We start from the raw sequence: 18,333 nt of genomic DNA, 5'->3' as shown, positions 1-18,333 counted from the left end.
TGCCTTCGGCACACCTACGGTGAACGTTCCTCAACCCAACCTACATATATCAAGATTTTTGGCTTTAACTGAACCGTATTGTGATATAATTAAAAATTTGCCGTAACGCACCAGAAAACAGATGGTGCGTTAGACGCATTTAAGTTATTGTTGAAAGTGAGATATAGTCGTGCGTCTAACACACCCTGCAAGAGAATGCCACAATTGCAAGAAGAATTGCCAATAATCCAGAAAACATACGACTTAATTAAATGGTACGTTCCAATATTGAATCGTCTTCCCAAAGTACATAAATTTACATTAGCAGACAGAACGGTGAATAAACTATATGATTTATTAGAAAATTTGATTGTAGCTCGTTATGCCCAAGAAAAACTGACTCAATTACAATCAATCAATGCAAAGTTGGTTTGCTCATTTAGAGCATGGGGATACTTGGCAATTACGCCAAGAGATATTTACTTCTCTCACCTGGTTGAGAGAGTAGAGAAGGGATGGGCAACTCCGAGTGCTGCGCGGTGGTTCGTGGAACAACAATCCTGAAAATTGCCGTTCTGCCAACCGCAACAACAACAACCCGGACAACGATAACAACAACAACGGTTTTCGGGTGGTGTGCGGTGTTGCGCCGAGCGCTCTTCTGTGCCAGAGTCGGTGTATGGGAATGCATCGAGCGTGCCGAAGAAGAGTCCAGACCTGTTCCTGTGATGCTGGTGACGGTATCCGAAAATCAAACCGGGTTGGGTAGCTTGGTAGGTAATTACCGAAGAGTTGCCCACCCTAATTAAGTCAGTCGGTATTGAAAATCGTAATTAGGAAAAGGGAGTGGGGAGTAGGGAGTAGGGCTTTGAAATCAAATATCTTCTATCCACAAAAGATTAGTTGCAAAATTTGTGTTTTTCAAAGCATTGTAAAACTTTTTATCCGCTGTAACCATTTGACATCCCTCACTTAAGGCAAGTGATAAATTCTGAAAAGAAAACGAGAGAATTTGAATGTCAAGAGTAACGTAAAGAAGCATCTCACAGTCTTCGATATCAACAGAAAAACTTAATTTTCATCTAACGGTTGTTTCATAAGCTGTTCCCTGTTAAGAGTTCCCTATTCCCACAAAAAGACTTTTTCAGCAGACCCTAGATAAAATAGAAATAAATTGACAAAACATGGGGTGAAAAATGGCAACCCAACTGAGCGAATCCAAATCCAAAGCTGGCATGGTAATATCTTGGGAAGCGCTACCCGATGATTTTATTTTAGAGGATGAGCCAGTGGAGAATACAGGTCAGCCGTTGCTGGCTGGTGCTTTGCGTGAAAGCTTGGAAATAATTGGATATATTCAACCCCAGATGTTAATCGCTTCAAATTTTGGGCTTTGTGCAACGTTAGATGGACGATTTACAGCAAAAGCACCAGACTGGGTTTATGTAAGCGCAACCAAGGAAATTGTCAGCAACCGCAAAAGCTATACACCGAATTTAGAAGGGGAAATCCCTGGGGTGGTAATGGAATTTTTGTCCGACACTACTCGTGAAGGATATGTCCAAGGTGAAGAATATTCCTCAAAACAAACTTACCCACCAGGAAAATGGTTTTTTTACGAGCAAATATTACAGGTTCCTATTTATGTAATTTTTGACCCAGACGGCGGTTTGTTAGAATTTTATAAACTAGAGAATCAGCGCTACAAGCTAGAATTACCTGACGAAAATGGTCGTCATTGGATTGATTCCATGGGTTTATTTTTAGGAACTTGGCAAGGAGCAAAAGAAGCTCGAACTGGTTACTGGTTGCGTTGGTGGGATGTGAATGGTAATTTATTGCCTTGGGCTGTTGAATTAGTTGAATTGGAACGTCAACGAGCCGAGCAGGAGCATCAACGAGCCGAACAGGAACGTCAGGAAAAAGAACGATTAATCGCTTATTTGCAATCTCAAGGTATCGATCCAAATAATTTGCCTGCTATATAAAAACTAGACAAGTCTAGACATTTATTTCTTACTTCAACGGGGGCATGGGAGCGCTTAACCCTAGGAAAATATGCCGGTTGCGTAAGTCTTTATATCTATTGCACAAAAAAACAATTGCTAGATAGTAGGATGCGTTATCGACACTAGAGCAAATTTCAGTTGAGTCCAATACAACCTCACCCCCTCCCCTCTCCAAGGCATCGGAGAGGGGTGGCTAAGAGAGGGGTGAGGTAAAATTTGTATTGCACCCAAGTGAAAACCACTATATTCCTAAACAGCTACCTCAGATTCTTCATAGGTAGGAAAATCTGTATAACCCTTAGCTTCAAAGGAATACCAAATAGCCGGTTCTGGATCGGGATTAAGTTGCCAATTATTCGCAAAACGAGCAACTAAATCGGGATTACTAATTATTGATCTGCCAAAAGCAATTAAATCAGCCTCACCACTGGCGATCGCCTTTTCTGCTGATTCGCGATCATAACCACAGTTACCCATTAAAGTACCGTCATAGACTTTTCTAATTTCGGTTAAAGTCATTGGTTCTCCCAATTCATGAAAACCAAACTCCAAACCGTCAATCATATGTAAATAACCTAGCCCATATTGATTCAACTGTTGCGCTACATAAGTAAAAGTTTCTCGGAAATCTGGTGAACCCATATCGTTATAATTACCGTTAGGAGAAAGTCTTACTCCTACTCTTGATGCATTCCATACGGTAAGAATCGATTCAACAATTTCTTTTAAAAAACGATAGCGATTTTCTAAACTACCACCATATTTATCAGTACGATGATTAGTTTTTGATTGCAAAAATTCATCGATGATGTAGCCGTTAGCACCGTGAATTTCTACTCCATCAAAACCAGCTTGTTTAGCATTTGCTGCGGCTTGACGATAATCTTCCACAACTTGAGGAATTTCTTGTGTTTCTAAAGCTCTGGGAGTTTCATGGGGCTGTTTACCCTTAGCTGTATGAGCTTCGGAACCTTCAATTTTAATCGCAGAAGGTGCAACTGGTAACTGATTATTTTCCTGAAAACTACTGTGAGAAGCTCTTCCCGTATGCCAAAGCTGTAAAAAAATTGGTGTTCCTTTGGCGTGTACTGCATCAACTACTTGTTTCCAAGCTTGTGTTTGTGCTTCCGTATAAATACCTGGTGTATGCCGCCAACCATTTGCTTGTTTGGAAATAGTAGTGCCTTCGGTAATAATTAAACCCGCACCTGCTCGTTGAGCATAGTATTCTGCCATTAAAGCATTTGGTATTCTTTCGGAACCTGCACGAGAGCGAGTCAGGGGAGCCATTACTACGCGATTTTTTAAAGATAAATCCGTGATATTGAAAGGACTCAGAAGATGGGTAAGATTTGTTGTAGAAGTCATATTTTGATAATCTTGGTAAATATCTCGATCAAAGTTCTTGCTTGGTAGGACGAATAATCATTTCGTTAACATCAACATCCCCCGGTTGCTCGATAGCATAAGTAATAGCGCGAGCAATTGCATCAGCATCAATGGCTACTGAGTACAGTTGATTGACTCCTTTGGCTGTCTCCGAATGAGAAATTGTATTAGTCAACTCGGTATCTACCGCACCCGGAGAAATATTGGTAGAACGAATTTCACCGTTGGATTCAAGTCTAATTCCTTCTGAAATTGCTTTGACAGCAAACTTAGTGGCGCAATAAACTGTACCCGCAGGAAATACTTTATGTCCCGCTACTGAAGAGAGGTTGATTATGTGACCGGATTTTTGTTGTCGCATTATCGGTAACACTGCTGCAATGGCGTACAATACCCCTTTGATATTCACATCTATCATTTTGTCCCACTCATCAACCTTTGTTTCATCTAAAGGTGACAAAGGCATCAAACCTGCATTGTTAACCAAAACATCTATACGTCCGTAAGCTTCATGATCTGCTTCCGCTAAGCTTTCAACTTCCGAATGATTGGTAACATCTGTAACTTGATACTTGGCTGTTCCACCATCTTTTTGAATGTCAGAAACCAATTCCTTGAGACGTTCTTCTCTCCTGGCCGCAAGCATTAACTTCGCTCCATTTTTCGCTAACCTACGGGCAGTAGCTTCCCCTAAACCACTGCTTGCACCTGTAATAATCACTACTTTATTTTGGATATCGGACATAATTCATTTTTACTTTCTTGGGTAATTGACATACTAGTAGACCAGTCGTCTATGAAAAATAATACCTATTTAAGCATTTGATTAAATCTAGCTGGAGGTAGATTTACCTAAAACTTGCTCGAATATAACCGTGACAAAAATTTGCATTGGTACAACAGATTTTGTTACCTTAGCTTGTAAAATAGATCCTTGCCAACTAGACAGAATAAACTTAGCAAAATAGTCAAGATGGCTATCATCATTAATTTCCCCCACTTCGTAAGCTGCTCTTAAACATCTAACAAAATATTTTTCCCACTCAGCAAACACTTGATTAAGGCGATCGCGAAATATTTCGTTTTGTGCTGACAATTCTTGAGCAAGATTACCAATTAAACAGCCATGAGTACAGTGAGAGAGTTGCATTTCTGCAATCCCCGACTCAAAGTAATTACGCAGTCGCGTCAAAGGAGAAAATCGCTCATCTTCTAAAATATTTTTGAGCTTATCCCGATACTTACTAGCAAAATAATCAATAATTGCTAATCCAAAATCTTCTTTACTAGAGAAATAATAATAAAACGAACCTTTGGGAACGCCTGCGGTAGTTAATATATCATTAAGACTTGCCGCATTAAATCCTCGTTGGACAATAATTTCCCTACCAACTCTAATTAATTGATTGCGTTTATCAGTACTCATAATAATAAAAATCAAGGTGTGTTAACCTGGATTTCTCACAAGTAAGTGGTAAGGGTTGAGTGACGGATTGATTTTCCCACTACTCACCGCTTACTCCAACTTCCTTCTTGTTTGTGAGAAATGTGGGTTAACCTGCGCGATCGCACTGCCTACAAATTATGAATGTTGAGTTACGACACTACAAAGAAATATGATTATTACTATTACATATTGCTTTCGCGTCTAACCCAACCTTTAACCTTTGCTTTTAAACTGTTTTTCTAATACATTCAATAAGGCTTCTCTAGGGAATATTGAGGATAATTTGGTGATAAAATGAGAAGCAATACCTCCAACTACAACGGTTGCACGTCCTTCTTCTAAGGCTTTCAAGGCTTGATCTACTACTTCTTCAGAGGTAGACATACTTTGAGCGTTGCGTGCTAGTGCGGGAGGAAACTTAGCTTCATTGAAAAAGTTTGTTTCAGTCGGTCCAGGACAAACTACTAAAACTCGTACTCCATATTGGCGATTTTCTGCCCATAATGCTTCGCTGAAACTGCGAACGAAAGCTTTACTAGCGGCGTAAACTGATAAATATGGTATTGGTTGAAATGCTGCAATCGAAGACACATTGATAATGCTTCCCGAACGTCGATCGCGCATTTGTGGTAAAAATCTGTGGGTTAAATCGATCAGCGCTACATTATTTAATTGTACCATTTGCACTTGGCGATCGCCATCGGTTTGAGCAAATTCACCATAGTCCCCAAAACCAGCGTTATTTACCAGTAAATCTACTGTCAAACCTTTGGTAATAGTAGCGTCAAATACTTCCTTCGTCGCCGATGGTTGAGTTAAGTCTTTGACAATCACATCAACTTGAATGTTGTATTGTTCTCGTAACTGTTGAGCAAGAGCATTCAATTTATCTTCGGAACGTGCAACAATAATAAGATTTGTATTTTGTGCAGCAAGTTTAAGAGCAAAGCTTTTACCGATACCACCGGAAGCACCAGTAATTAAGGCTGTTGGCATTTTGATTAATACATAGTTAACTACCTGACAAATGTTAACAATACTTGGTACCTAGTTCTAACTATCTAAAGTCATATAACAAAAAATTGGTAATGGGTAATTGGTAATGGGTAATGGGTAATGGATAATGGGTAATTGGTAATTGGTAATTGAACCTCTAACCTTTAACCTTTGACCTTTGACCTTTGAGCTTTAACCTTTAACCTAATTATTGGTACAATAAAATTTTAGTACAATAGAACTATTGAATCAAGATATTATGTCCGATTTAATTTTGTTTTGGCATCGTCGCGATTTACGTATTTCTGATAATACCGGAATTGCCGCAGCGTTGGAAAAAAGTCGTAAGGTGGTGGGTGTTTTCTGTCTTGATCCAAATATTCTCAAAGGGGATGATGTTGCAGCGGTAAGGGTGACTTATATGATTGGTTGTTTACAGAAACTCCAAGAAAAATACACCCAAATGGGCAGTCAATTATTAATTTTACAAGATAATCCAGTAAAAGCAATTCCCAAATTAGCAAAGGCTTTGCAGGTTAAAGCTGTATTTTGGAATTGGGATGTGGAATCTTATTCCCAGGAACGAGATATTAATGTAATTAATGCGCTACAAGAACAAGGTATTGAGTATTTAGAAAAGAATTGGGATCAATTATTAAATTCGCCAGATTTGATTCGTACTGGTTCAAATAATCCCTATACAGTGTATACTCCTTTTTGGAAGAATTGGAGCAGCAAACCGAAAGATTGTCCCGTAGAGATTGTTGATAAATTCGAGGGATTAACAATAGAAGAACAAGAAATTGCCACACAAACAGGAGTTGTTGAATTACCCACAGCGAAGGATTTAGGATTTAACTGGGATGGGGAATTAATAATTGAACCAGGGGAAAAAGCAGCCCAAGAAAGATTAGAAGAATTTTGTTTTACCAATATTAATGAATATCAAGAACAAAGAAATTTTCCGGCAATTGATGGTACATCAAGATTAAGTGCAGCTTTAAAATTTGGTGTCATCGGAATTCGTACTGTTTGGAAAGCCACCGAAGATGCATTAGAAAATAGTCGTAGTGATGAATTAGCAAATAATATTCGTACTTGGCAAAAAGAGATAGCTTGGAGAGAATTTTATCAACACGCAATGTATCATTTTCCAGAATTAGCATCGGGTGCTTATCGTGATACTTTCAAAAACTTTCCTTGGGAAACTAACGAAGTACATTTTCAAGCTTGGTGTGAAGGAAAAACCGGATATCCAATTGTTGATGCTGCAATGCGACAATTAAATCAAATTGGTTGGATGCACAATCGTTGTCGAATGATTGTTGCTAGTTTCTTGACCAAAGACTTATTAATTAATCCTCAATTAGGCGAAAAATATTTTATGCAAAGATTAATTGATGGGGATTTATCTGCTAATAATGGTGGTTGGCAATGGAGTGCTTCTAGTGGAATGGACCCCAAACCAGTAAGAATTTTTAATCCTGCATCTCAAGCACAAAAATTTGACCCGGAAGGCGAATATATTCGGCAATGGTTGCCGGAATTGCGTTCAATAGATACGGAATATTTAGTAACAGGAAAAATTACTCCTTTAGAACGTCAAGCTGTCGGTTATCCCGAACCAATTGTAGAGCATAAACAGCAACAAAAGACTTTTAAAGAAATGTATAAGAATCAAAAAGAACAGGGAGTAGGTAATAGGTAATAGGTAATAGGTAATAGGTAATAGGTAATAGGTTATAGGTAATAGGTTATAGGTTATGGGTTATGGGTAATATTTTGTAACTTTAAGGATAATAGGACTTAGCAAAAAGGCATATTTTCTTGTAGGGTGTGTAGTTTAGAATAAATTTGAACGTAGCGATAAGACTTGTAGCGTCACGCACCATCAACTTGCTAACATTAATTACATCCTATTCCTATAGTTTTTCGATTTTAAAGTACAATCCGCAATGCAAACCGATAGTCTTTTCTACGAAATATTTCAAACAGACCCAGACATTGTATTTGAACTGATTGGTAAACAATCTGCTAGAAATACAACATACACTTTTGCTTCACTTGAAGTCAAACAAACTAGTTTTCGCATGGATGGTATACTTTTACCTCCGATTTATGCGACAGATTTACCGATTGTATTTGTAGAAGTACAAGGATATAAAGATACAAAGAAAGTTGTTTATTCCAGCTTATTTAGTGAAATATTCTTGTATTTACACGATTACCAACCTGTAAATGATTGGTGCGCTGTTTTAATTTTTATTAAACGCAGTCTTGATCCACGCTTACCCATTCAGTATGAAGATTTTGCTGATAGTCCTCGTTTTATCAGGATTTACTTAGATGAATTAGAAGCAAAACCCAACCAATCATTAGGATTAAGTTTATTACAGTTGATTAGTTTGAGAAAAGAAATTGCTACCGAAAGCGCGAGAGAATTAGTTAAACGAACTCGTCAGCTTCAAGATGCCGAAAAGCAAAGAAAGTTTATACAATTAATAGAGACTGTGTTTGTTTATAAATTTCCAAATTTAGGAAGAGAAGAGATAGAAGCTATGTTGGGATTAAGTGAACTCAAGCAAACGCGAGTTTATCAAGAAGCGTTTGAAGAAGGTAAAGAGGAAGGTAAAGAAGAAGGGCAACAAGCAGGGGAATTAAGAGGTAAGCTTGCAGCAGTACCTTTGTTGTTACAAGCAGGAATAAGTGTTGAGCAAATTGCTGAACAGTTGAGTTTAGATTTGGAAACTGTAAGACAAGTTGTACGGGAACAATAATTTTTTAAATAATTACTCCCCCCAAACCGCTTTAAGATTACCCATCTCTATGAAACCTCTTTCCTCTGCGCTCTCTGCACGACAGTTGCTACAACGGGGGGAACCCCCGCAACGCACTGTCTTGTCTCTGCGGTTTTTTTATCCGTAATCTTCTGCCGGGAAAGGAGTGAGAAGTCGGGTTTTTATAAGATTTATCACCGTTGCCTGTTCCCTTTCTACTCACAAGGTAAACTCTCTCTAATAACGGTTAACTGTTGCGTATTCACATTCTCACTACTCAACTTACTTTCCCCATTCAGTTGAAGGGGAATCAAATCTTGATTTATAAATGGTTCTGCATTATGTAAAGCATCTGGATTATAGGGAATACCACCTGTTCCAATGTTGTAAAATTCAGTTTTTGTATCTCCCCTATTTGCTTGACAATTCTGGCTTACTTCTGCATTAACTCTCTCTTGTGGTAAGTTTGTTAAGCTACGAGTTGGGTCAATTCCAGGGGTGTTGATATTTACGCTACCATTTAGACCGAATTCAGAACTAGCCGTAATATCGTTGAGGAAGGTTGGTTTATTCCGGGATTCAATACCAAATAAGAATTGACTGTTAATATTGACGCTACCACCGTTTCCTGTAAATGCATTCGCTGTGATGTCGTTCCCTTCACCTTTTACAGGAAACGCAACTATAAAGGGGGTATTAATAATAATATTTCCGCCATTTCCGCCAAATTGTGCATCTCCTGCGGTGGTGGATATTTGGCTATTGTGGAACATCAAAATTATGTCATCTACCTTGAGAGTGATATTTCCGCCTGTATTACTCCGAGTTTTGGCATTTATAAAACCATTATCAAGGTTGAGGGTGCCTGCAATTAATTCTATATCGCCACCGATTCCTTCTCCTTGACTGTTAACCGCGATCGCCGCACCATCTTTTACGGTGACAATGATTGGGTCGATGATTATTTTACCGCCTTTACCTGTGGAATTTTCGGCGGTGTTGGCGAATATGCCGGCTTTTTCTCCGGTGAGGGTAATATCGTCTTTGACTGTGAGGATAATATCTCCTGCATCTCCACTATTAGAGGTAGAGGTATTGATTTGAGCGTTATTAATAATTTCTAGATTATCTGCGTTCAAGATAATATTACCAGCTTTTTTTTCTCCTAATGTGGTAGCAGTGATTTGTACCCCATTGTTTAAGGAAATAGATTGGGAATTGAATTCAATGGTTCCTCCTTTTCCTCCTCCCGTAGTTAAAGCCGATATTTCTGCTCCATCGCTAACTGTTAATTGAGGTGTAGTAATCTTGATGTTACCAGCATCTCCGGTGGCTAAATTACTTCCACCACTACTAGTTGTAATTCTACTGCGAATTATGTTGAAAACGGGATGTTTTCCAGTGACTTCAACTGAAGATGTTGCATCAATTTGAATTGTTCCTCCTTTCCCAGTACCTGTAGTAATAGCAGTTATTTCTGCTCCGTCGGTAACTGTTAATTTAGGAGTAGTAATTTTGATGTTACCACCGTCTCCACCTCCTCCAGTACTTCTCAATGAGCTAAGAGCAAAACCATCAGGTGTAGTTCCAATGATTTGCACTGACTCGCGAGCATTAATTTCTAAATTACCAGCTTTTCCTGTTCCTGTTGGTAATGGGAAACCAAATTCTTCACTTAATCCTGGAGTTAAAGCCGCTGAACTTGATATACTTGCTCCATCTTTGACAATCAATTTTCCGGTGTTAATTGTTAAAGTTCCTGCATCTCCATTTCCTAAAGCATCAATGGACAAAAAACTATCATCACCACTTAATTCTACTGAATCTGTAGCGTTGATAGTGAAGCTCGATGCTGGTTGATCACCTGATACAAAGGCTGTGATTCGAGAGCCATTTTGTAGACTGAATTTTGCTGTTTCAATTAAAATATCACCACCAGAACCTGTAAAAGCTGAAGCTGAAATAGTACTACTGTTGTCGATAGTAACAAATTCGTCGGTTTTCACACTAATGTTTCCAGCACTTCCTGCATTTGTTGTATCGGTAGTTTGGAAACCTCCGAGCAGAGAACCATCGGTTAACAACAGCGATTTTCCATCAATGTTAATGTTACCACCGTTACCATTTTCAGACCCGACAGAGGTTAAAATATTACTCTGTTTTAAAGCAACAGAATCCCTAGCTTCTACTTTAACATTACCTGCATTTCCAAAAGAAGCGATGGCGCTGATATCGCTGCTATTTAAAGAAACTGTATGAGCATTAATACTGATATTTCCAGGATTTCCGATTCCATTATTACTGATACTAACTAAAGCGCGATCGCTCATCTCGAATAATTGAGTATCAATATTGATATTTCCCGCATTACCTTCAGCACCGAAATCGACACCAGCAAAAACAGAACTGCGAAACTCTCCGTCACTGCTAACTCCATCAAATTTAACTTTATCTGTAGCAGTAATATTAATATTTCCGGCATTTCCCTTACCAAAAGTATCAGTACTTAGATTTGCACCATTGAGTACTTCAACGGAATTGGCTTTAATATTAATATCGCCTGCTTGATTACCAGTTTGCGATATTACATTTGTCAAGATATCAGCAAAATCCAATTTGAGGCTGTCGGAAACATCAATATTTACATTTCCAGCATTTCCCGTACCCAAAGTTCTGGTTAATAGTTTAGCGCTATCTTGAATATTTACAGAACCATTAGTAACTGTAATATTGATATCACCTGCATTACCGATAGCTCCATTACTCACTTCACTCGTAGCAATAGGGATAAATCCATCCCGTATGCCAGCAAATTTCACTTCATCTCTGGCTACAATATTGATATCTCCAGCATTTCCCTGTCCCCTTGTACGGGATTGCAAATTAGTTCCGTCTGTGACTTCAAGAGAACCTACACTAATATTGAGGTTCCCTGCATTACCCACACCATCTAGATTAACTCGACTGAAAATATTGGAATAATCGACTTTTGCTGTACCACTAATATCAATATTGACATCACCCGCGTTTGCAAATCCTTGTGTACTAGCATTCAATTCAGAAAATTCACTTAATAATAAAGAATTAGCAGTGATATTAATATCTCCACCTTGAGGTGTAATATCCTTTGGTGTACTATTAAAACTGCGATTATCAATAAAGCTACTTGTGAGAAAAATATTTCCAGCACTATTAAATGTAATTGTCCCACCGACTGCTCCCTGAGAGAAAATGTTAACTCCCGGATTTAAAGCAATATCTTGCTCAGCAAGTAAAGTAATATCACCACCCTTACCTGAATTACTAAATGAAGAAGCATCTATATTACCTTTGAGAGAAATTCCTCCACGAGAATCAACAGTCACAGCACCACCATCAGCAAAATCTGTTGTGTCAATGTCCCCGTTGACGGTAATATTACCTGATAAGGAACTATTAGGACGATACTGATTACTCAGAAATACCTTACCACCATCAGTAAAAGGTAAAAAGATATTTATATTTCCCACATTAATATCGGCGCTGGTTGCTGTATCGTTAAAATTAGGAATAATAAAACCTGTATTAATATTAGCAGGAACTCCTCCCTCAAAACTTGACCAATCTATACCTGCTCTTACATCTAAACTTGGTTTCCTACTACCATCGATAATTAATTCTGTGCCATCAGATAAACTGACATTTGCTAAACTTGCAATGCGATCGCTGTTATTGAAAAGAGTATTATTATCAGGATTAATTGTATTATCCGCTGAGTCAGCAAATAAAATATCGACATTACCCAAAGTGACACTTCCCCCAGCCAGAATGTGTAAAGAAGCTCCAAAATAATTTCCTAAACTCACATCTCCTGCTGCAAAAATAATTGGATCATAAGGACTATATAAATCTCCCAAACTTCCATCCAACTTTTCAATCCGAAAATTCCCCCCAGCAGTAAAACGAGCATCCCCTCCAACCTGCTTCTCACTCTGTAACACCATATCCCCACCAGAGAATAAACCGCTATTAGGATGATTTAAAGCAAAAATGTCTAATCTCTCCTTACCTCCTTCCTCAGCGCTCTCAGCGCCTCTGCGGTTTTTATTCCAATAATCTTCTAGAAAAAGACTAGTTATTTGTAAACTACCACCAGCACTAGCGATAAAAGGATTATCCTTACTATCCCTAATCTTTACAGTATCCGTAGCTTGTAGCTTCAAATCTCCACCTGCGTGAAGTTGATTTTGTAAATCGAGATTACCAGCTGCTAAAGTCAAATCTTGTCCAACTTGTAAATTACCAGCATTACTAATCATTCCAGACATTCCTTCAAACTGCAAACCCACAGGAGCCGCAACATAATTACTTAACAGAGGTGCAGCTTCCGGATTAGTAGCGCTAAACTTTTTATTATCAGGAAAGATTAAACTATTAGTAGTACTGGCGACAAAAGAACCTCTGATATCCAAACTAGCATTCTGTCCGAATATAATTCCATGAGGATTAAAAAAATAGAGATTAGCATCACCCAAAACACCCAACTTTCCCAATAGATGAGAAGAATTACTTCCCGTCACACGAGTGAAAATATTATTAATCGTTGCTGGATTTGCGAAATAGACAGAATTACCTTCCCTGATATTAAAATCCTGAAAACTGTGGAATAGATTAATTCCGCGAACCGTACCCCCATCAATGCGGTAAACTTGGGGATTAAGCGGTGTTACCACAGATTTTTCACTACCGAGAGTATTATCTGGAATAATTTGAGCAGCAACTTTAGTGGTAGTTAAGGTGAAAAGAGTTAATAAGGGTAAATACCAAAGGCAAATTCGTAAATTTATTTTCATTTATATGGGATTAGGGAGTAGGGAGTAGGGAGTAGGGTTTTGATGAGAGTTTCTGGTGTGAACGATGTTTTAAAAGTCTAGTTTAATACTTTACCTGGCGACTAGAAGTCGCGGCTACACAGACGAAACCCGCCTGAGCGGGTTGTTTTTTTAATCCACCTTACGGTGGATTTTGTTTGTGTAGCTGCGGTTTTAACCGCCGGATACTTTTTACCTGGCGACTAGAAGTCGCGGCTACACAGACGAAACCCGCCTGAGCGGGTTGTTTTTTTAATCCACCTTACGGTGGATTTTGTTTGTGTAGCTGCGGTTTTAACCGCCGGATACTTGAAAAACATCCTCTTAAGTTTTGATGAGAGTTTCTGGTGTGAACGATGTTTAGATTGTAAAAACCCGACGAATCACCCCAAAGCAATTTAGCAATAATTATACAACAAGCATCGTTATTTGGTTAGAGACTATTTACTCAATTTCTCACCGCACCCGCGTCGGGTGAATGTCAGAGTCACTGGTTGGTGCGTGACGCTATAAGACTTATTGCTACGTTAAAATTTATTCTAAACTACACACCCTACAAGAAAATTGTGCCGGTTGCGGCTATTCGTATTTAAATCCACCTGGTGCGTGGATTTTGTTTATGTAGTCGCGGTTTCAACCACCAATTACCAATTACCAATTCCCAATTCCCAATTCCCAAATGATCAAATTATCGTAAGCTAATTAAATCAGTTAATTAAAACCGCTTATAGTAGTGCATCTTTGAGGAATGAAAACCGACACAATTTTTTATACTTTGCTGCAAAATCTTCCCAGTGTTTTATTTGAACTGTTAGAACAACCTCCAAATCTAGCATTGCGCTACGAATTTTCTTCTGTGGAAGTCAAAGAGCTTACACGACGGATTGATGGGGTATTTTTACCTAAACCGCAATTTCCAGAAGAACCAATATATTTTGTTGAAGTACAGTTCCAACCAGATGAGGATTTGTATTGGCGAATAATTACTGAGGCTGGGGTTTATTTAAATCAATATAAACCAAATCGAACTTGTCAGGGTGTTGTTCTTTGGGCTAAACGCAGTTTCGATCGCGGTGTTCCCCTAGCTTATCAGGCTTTGTTTGCTGCTGGATATATTCGTATAATTTATCTAGATGAAATAGATGATGCTCCTAATAGTTCGATTGGTTTGGGAATTATCAAGCTGGTAGTCGCACCAGAAAATGAAGCAGTACAACAAGCAAGAAGTTTAATTGAATCAGTCAAGCAAGCAGATGCAGCAAACCGTAGCAATCTTTTAGAATTAGTAGAAAGGATGCTGGTTTATAAATTTTCGTCCTATAGTCGTCAGGAGTTAGAAGCAATGTTTGGTTTAAGTGAGTGGAAGCAAACCCGTTTTTATCAAGAAGTTAGGGAAGAGACAAAATTAGAAACTATCCCAGAACTTTTGAAGGAAGGTTTGACTATCGAACAAATTGCACGGGTTTTGAAATTAGATATTGAAATGGTGCGACAGGTTGTTAATCAGCAAAACGAAAAATAAAGTTTTGATTGTTATAGTCGTCAGGAGTTAGAAGCAATGTTTGGTTTAAGTGAGTGGAAGCAAACCCGTTTTTATCAAGAAGTTAGGGAAGAGACAAAATTAGAAACTATCCCTCGGTTACTTAAAATGGGTTTAACGACACAACAAATAGCACAAGCACTTGAGCTAGATGTTGAAGTAGTTCAACAGGTTGTTAATAAGCCTTCATGAAATTATACCCCACCAACTACGACAATAATCATAGAAGTCGGGTTTTGATGAGAATTTCTGGTGTGAACGATGTTTACTCCCTTCCCGGCAGAAGATTACCGATAAAAAAAACCGCAGAGACGCAGAGTACGCAGAGGAAAGAGGTTTCATAGAGATAGCTAATTTTCCTGGGGGATAGGAGTTAGAAGCGATGTTTAAATGGTAGAAACCCGACTTCTGATTCTCTTTTTCCCTCTTCCCTCTTCCCTCTTCCCTTTAAAAACGCAAACTACCTTGAAATTGAGCGTCAAAACTATTTCCACTGATACCAAGTTTAGATTGCCAAAAGCTATTATTACCTGATAAATTATTTTGGATGATTAATCCATAAGATAAATCAGAAACACGGCTATTAAAACCATTATTTGTATTACGATAATTTTTAAAATAACTTCCAACAGACCAATTTGGATTAAGTTTTTTTAATCCTTCTAGGGAATAATAAAAATTATCATTGATTTCCATTGTTCCTTTAATGTTCCAACCTGTATTCCAGCCCCAGTTGGTTTGAATAAATGCTGATTCTTTTAAACGAGAATTATCATCAATGATGATAATTCCTGGTGTGAGAGAATAGTTGAATTTTTGATTTTGATGAAACATTGAATAGCTTAAGTTTAAATAAGATGGATTGAGTGAATTTGCTGCACTATTCCAGTGAAATCGTAAGGTTGGAACATGGGTAGTAACTGATTGTGTTTTACCCTCTGCATTGACTTTCACATCATTACTAATTAAATTTAATAAACCATTCATATAAACACCTAATCCTGGTTCTTGTTTACCAGCATTATTGTTAGCGACGTTGAATGCAGATGCTGAATTTAAGTTAAACCAAAGACCTGAATTAATACCGTAATTCCAATTTCCTGATGAACCTGACCATAAAGCTTCTACTGTTGGTAAAGATAAAGAACCGTTAAAAATTTGAAATTTATGATTTAGTTGACCAATTTGAGTTAATTCTATACGGTCAGAAGCCATATCAAATGCACGAATATTCATCGGTACCATTGTTAAATCTGATGAGTTAAAGTTCTGCACAAACTGTTCACCATCTGGATTAATCAATTTAATTTCTAGAGCAGAGGAACGATTAACGGGTTGTATCGATGTTTGATTTAAAGGAATAGGTAAACCAATAAATGTTAATGGACCAAAATCATCGTTAGAAAGTCGTATTTTAGAAATATATGTATCTCCTTCTATCCACTCGCTTTCTTTTTGAATAAATTGTACGGTTCTCCGATGATTTCCTGTACGGATTTGCCAAAGATGAGATTTTTTTGGTGTAATTGAACTAGGGAAGGTAAATTTACCAGAAACTTGTTCTAAACTACTAGTGTTGTTAGTTAAAAATAAGGTTCTATTTAATCTTTGATTGATTTCTTTTCTTTGTTGTGATGTTGCTTTGGAGTTGAGAGCAGCTAAATTTTCTTGCTGATTATATTTAACTTTCGCTTCTTCTAGACTTTGTTCTAACTGTGGAGGTTGAATTGATGCAAAAATTCCTCCCATTAATAAACTGAGTGTGGTATTAGCTGTTTGTAATTTGTCAACTTTTCCTTGGTTGAAGGAAAGAGAAATACCAGGATTCGCAAATACGTTATGGTAAGTTGCTTTTACTTCTGTGGAATCATACTGTAATAAAGTCCGGTTGTGAGGATTACTCAAATATAGTCTGTGAGAATCGTCTTCTTGTTTATCAATGATATTTTCGACAATTTTTGGTTGTCTTTGACCTAATGAAACCCAAAATAACGAATTAAAATAGTAATTATCTCTTTGTTGTTGCTTGAGATAAGGATTGATTAATACATTTAACAAATCTAAGTTATCAAATTTATCACCCTGAGCAACTTTAATTCCAGGTGTAGATGTGATTTCCGGTTGAAATTTTGATTGTTCTCCGGTAAGAGGATTTTCCCAGAAGAATCCGGTTTTTGCTAAAACATCTTGGGGAATAAATGCTCCTTTAAATAAACCTTCTGCTTCTAATAGTGGTTTTAAATTATTTGTGGGAAATGCTTGAAGAATTTGAGGTGCATTTTTTGCATCTAAATTGCGGAATAATGCTCCACCACCTTGAGGATTTCGAGTCGAAGCGCTCCCTACTTTGGGAGTGACTACTAATTCTGAAATCGGTTTGATTGTATTTGAATTATTGGAATTAGTATTATTAATTGTAACTGGAGGAGCAATCACACCTTCTGGAGTAACTAATTCGGCTACGGTTGTTTGAATCGAAAAATTACTGACATCAACTTCACCAATTAAATCTTCAAAACGTTGAGGTAAAACTATAACTGATTGCATTCCCCATAATGCTTGACTTAACTTCAATTTCAGTTTATTTTCCAGTTCAGTTGTTTCTCCTTGATACAAAATTCCCGCTTGTAATCCTTTGGTTTCTATGACAATTCGATTGTCAGGTAATATCCAATAGAATTGCTCTGGTTGTCGAAAATTAGCAACGGTTAATTTATCAACAATTGGCTGTTCTTGAGCAAATTTGATATCAAAATTAGTATAGGTTTTTTCTCGAATTGGATTAAATGTTTCCGGAGAAAAATTTAAATTATCTGTAGGATTGATTAACCACGGATATCTTTTTGCACTATTACTAATCGAATTGAGAATATATAATTCTAAAACTTGTTTCTTTAAAGCTGGATTATCAATTTCCTCTTTTGGAGTTACTGGTTGTTTTTGTTGAGAATCGCTAGAATCAGACTCTAGTTTTTCTGGAATCAGAATATCGTTAGGTTGAGGAACAACCTTGATTGATTCCGGAGTGATTGTTTGTGCAACAGTTGGGGATTCTATCTGTTTTGAAGATGGAATCACCTCTGTTTGAGAATGTTTATGAGTTTCGATTAAATTGACATCAGAGATAACCGTAGCTTTACTCTGAACTATCATCAGAAAATTGATTAAAGTAATGCTTGTTAAGTAAACACAAACACTAGAATATTTTGAAAATGATTGACTAAACACTGCGAATAAAAATCAACTCTATAGTAATATCAGCGGGTTGCTCCCGTACACCCCTCCCCAACCCTCCCCTTAGCAAGGGGAGGGTTGGGGAGGGGTTTTTGTTTGTGTAGTCGCGGTT

Annotated in this window: 13 protein-coding genes; 7 read left to right on the top strand and 6 right to left on the bottom strand. The window is 37.7% G+C overall.

Going from position 1 to position 18,333, the window contains the following annotated elements; translation table 11 throughout:
- Positions 1–195: 195 nt before the first annotated feature.
- The 3 genes from avd to IQ247_RS25290 all read left to right on the top strand — a co-directional run bounded on the left by avd (position 196) and on the right by IQ247_RS25290 (position 1,967).
- Positions 196–543: a diversity-generating retroelement protein Avd gene (gene avd / locus IQ247_RS32825; RefSeq protein ID WP_228060020.1), complete on the top strand. Its 348-nt coding sequence runs from the start codon at positions 196–198 to the stop codon at positions 541–543.
- Between the two features lie 77 nt (positions 544–620).
- The gene (locus IQ247_RS32815; RefSeq protein ID WP_228060021.1) at positions 621–788 is read left to right on the top strand and encodes a hypothetical protein; all 168 of its coding nucleotides are present in this window, start codon (positions 621–623) and stop codon (positions 786–788) included.
- A 387-nt stretch (positions 789–1,175) separates the two neighbouring features.
- Entirely contained in the window at positions 1,176–1,967 is a 792-nt protein-coding gene (locus IQ247_RS25290) for a Uma2 family endonuclease (RefSeq protein ID WP_193924193.1), read from the top strand.
- Positions 1,968–2,237: 270 nt separating this feature from the next.
- Here IQ247_RS25290 and IQ247_RS25285 read toward each other — a convergent pair whose 3' ends face one another.
- The 4 genes from IQ247_RS25285 to IQ247_RS25270 all read right to left on the bottom strand — a co-directional run bounded on the left by IQ247_RS25285 (position 2,238) and on the right by IQ247_RS25270 (position 5,820).
- Positions 2,238–3,356: an alkene reductase gene (locus IQ247_RS25285; protein WP_193924191.1), complete on the bottom strand. Its 1,119-nt coding sequence runs from the start codon at positions 3,354–3,356 to the stop codon at positions 2,238–2,240.
- A gap of 28 nt (positions 3,357–3,384) precedes the next feature.
- Positions 3,385–4,122, bottom strand: coding sequence for an SDR family oxidoreductase (locus tag IQ247_RS25280; protein WP_193924189.1), 738 nt, complete (start codon positions 4,120–4,122; stop codon positions 3,385–3,387).
- Between the two features lie 87 nt (positions 4,123–4,209).
- Positions 4,210–4,803 (bottom strand): TetR/AcrR family transcriptional regulator, encoded by a 594-nt coding sequence (locus IQ247_RS25275; RefSeq protein ID WP_228060019.1) that lies wholly within the window; start codon positions 4,801–4,803, stop codon positions 4,210–4,212.
- Between the two features lie 234 nt (positions 4,804–5,037).
- Entirely contained in the window at positions 5,038–5,820 is a 783-nt protein-coding gene (locus IQ247_RS25270; RefSeq protein ID WP_193924187.1) for an SDR family NAD(P)-dependent oxidoreductase, read from the bottom strand.
- Between the two features lie 259 nt (positions 5,821–6,079).
- Between IQ247_RS25270 and IQ247_RS25265 the strand changes: the two genes are divergently transcribed.
- Together IQ247_RS25265 and IQ247_RS25260 are read left to right on the top strand one after the other, a co-directional pair.
- The gene (locus tag IQ247_RS25265) at positions 6,080–7,528 is read left to right on the top strand and encodes an FAD-binding domain-containing protein (RefSeq protein ID WP_193924185.1); all 1,449 of its coding nucleotides are present in this window, start codon (positions 6,080–6,082) and stop codon (positions 7,526–7,528) included.
- A 247-nt stretch (positions 7,529–7,775) separates the two neighbouring features.
- Positions 7,776–8,597: an Rpn family recombination-promoting nuclease/putative transposase gene (locus tag IQ247_RS25260; RefSeq protein WP_193924183.1), complete on the top strand. Its 822-nt coding sequence runs from the start codon at positions 7,776–7,778 to the stop codon at positions 8,595–8,597.
- Positions 8,598–8,812: 215 nt separating this feature from the next.
- Here the strand turns inward: IQ247_RS25260 and IQ247_RS25255 are convergent, their stop codons facing one another.
- The gene (locus tag IQ247_RS25255; RefSeq protein ID WP_193924182.1) at positions 8,813–13,429 is read right to left on the bottom strand and encodes a two-partner secretion domain-containing protein; all 4,617 of its coding nucleotides are present in this window, start codon (positions 13,427–13,429) and stop codon (positions 8,813–8,815) included.
- Positions 13,430–14,195: 766 nt separating this feature from the next.
- Here IQ247_RS25255 and IQ247_RS25250 point away from each other — a divergent pair.
- Positions 14,196–14,969 (top strand): Rpn family recombination-promoting nuclease/putative transposase, encoded by a 774-nt coding sequence (locus IQ247_RS25250; RefSeq protein WP_193924180.1) that lies wholly within the window; start codon positions 14,196–14,198, stop codon positions 14,967–14,969.
- Between the two features lie 36 nt (positions 14,970–15,005).
- Positions 15,006–15,179 (top strand): hypothetical protein, encoded by a 174-nt coding sequence (locus IQ247_RS25245; protein ID WP_193924178.1) that lies wholly within the window; start codon positions 15,006–15,008, stop codon positions 15,177–15,179.
- A gap of 255 nt (positions 15,180–15,434) precedes the next feature.
- On the opposite strand, the gene IQ247_RS25240 is transcribed toward IQ247_RS25245, so the two are convergent.
- Positions 15,435–18,140: a hypothetical protein gene (locus IQ247_RS25240; protein ID WP_228060018.1), complete on the bottom strand. Its 2,706-nt coding sequence runs from the start codon at positions 18,138–18,140 to the stop codon at positions 15,435–15,437.
- Positions 18,141–18,333 lie beyond the last annotated feature (193 nt).

The organism is Plectonema cf. radiosum LEGE 06105, from assembly GCF_015207665.1.
Taxonomy (GTDB): domain Bacteria; phylum Cyanobacteriota; class Cyanobacteriia; order Cyanobacteriales; family Nostocaceae; genus Rivularia; species Rivularia radiosa_A.
Note: the sequence above shows the minus strand (reverse complement) of the source record. Positions and strands in the feature narration are given on the sequence as shown.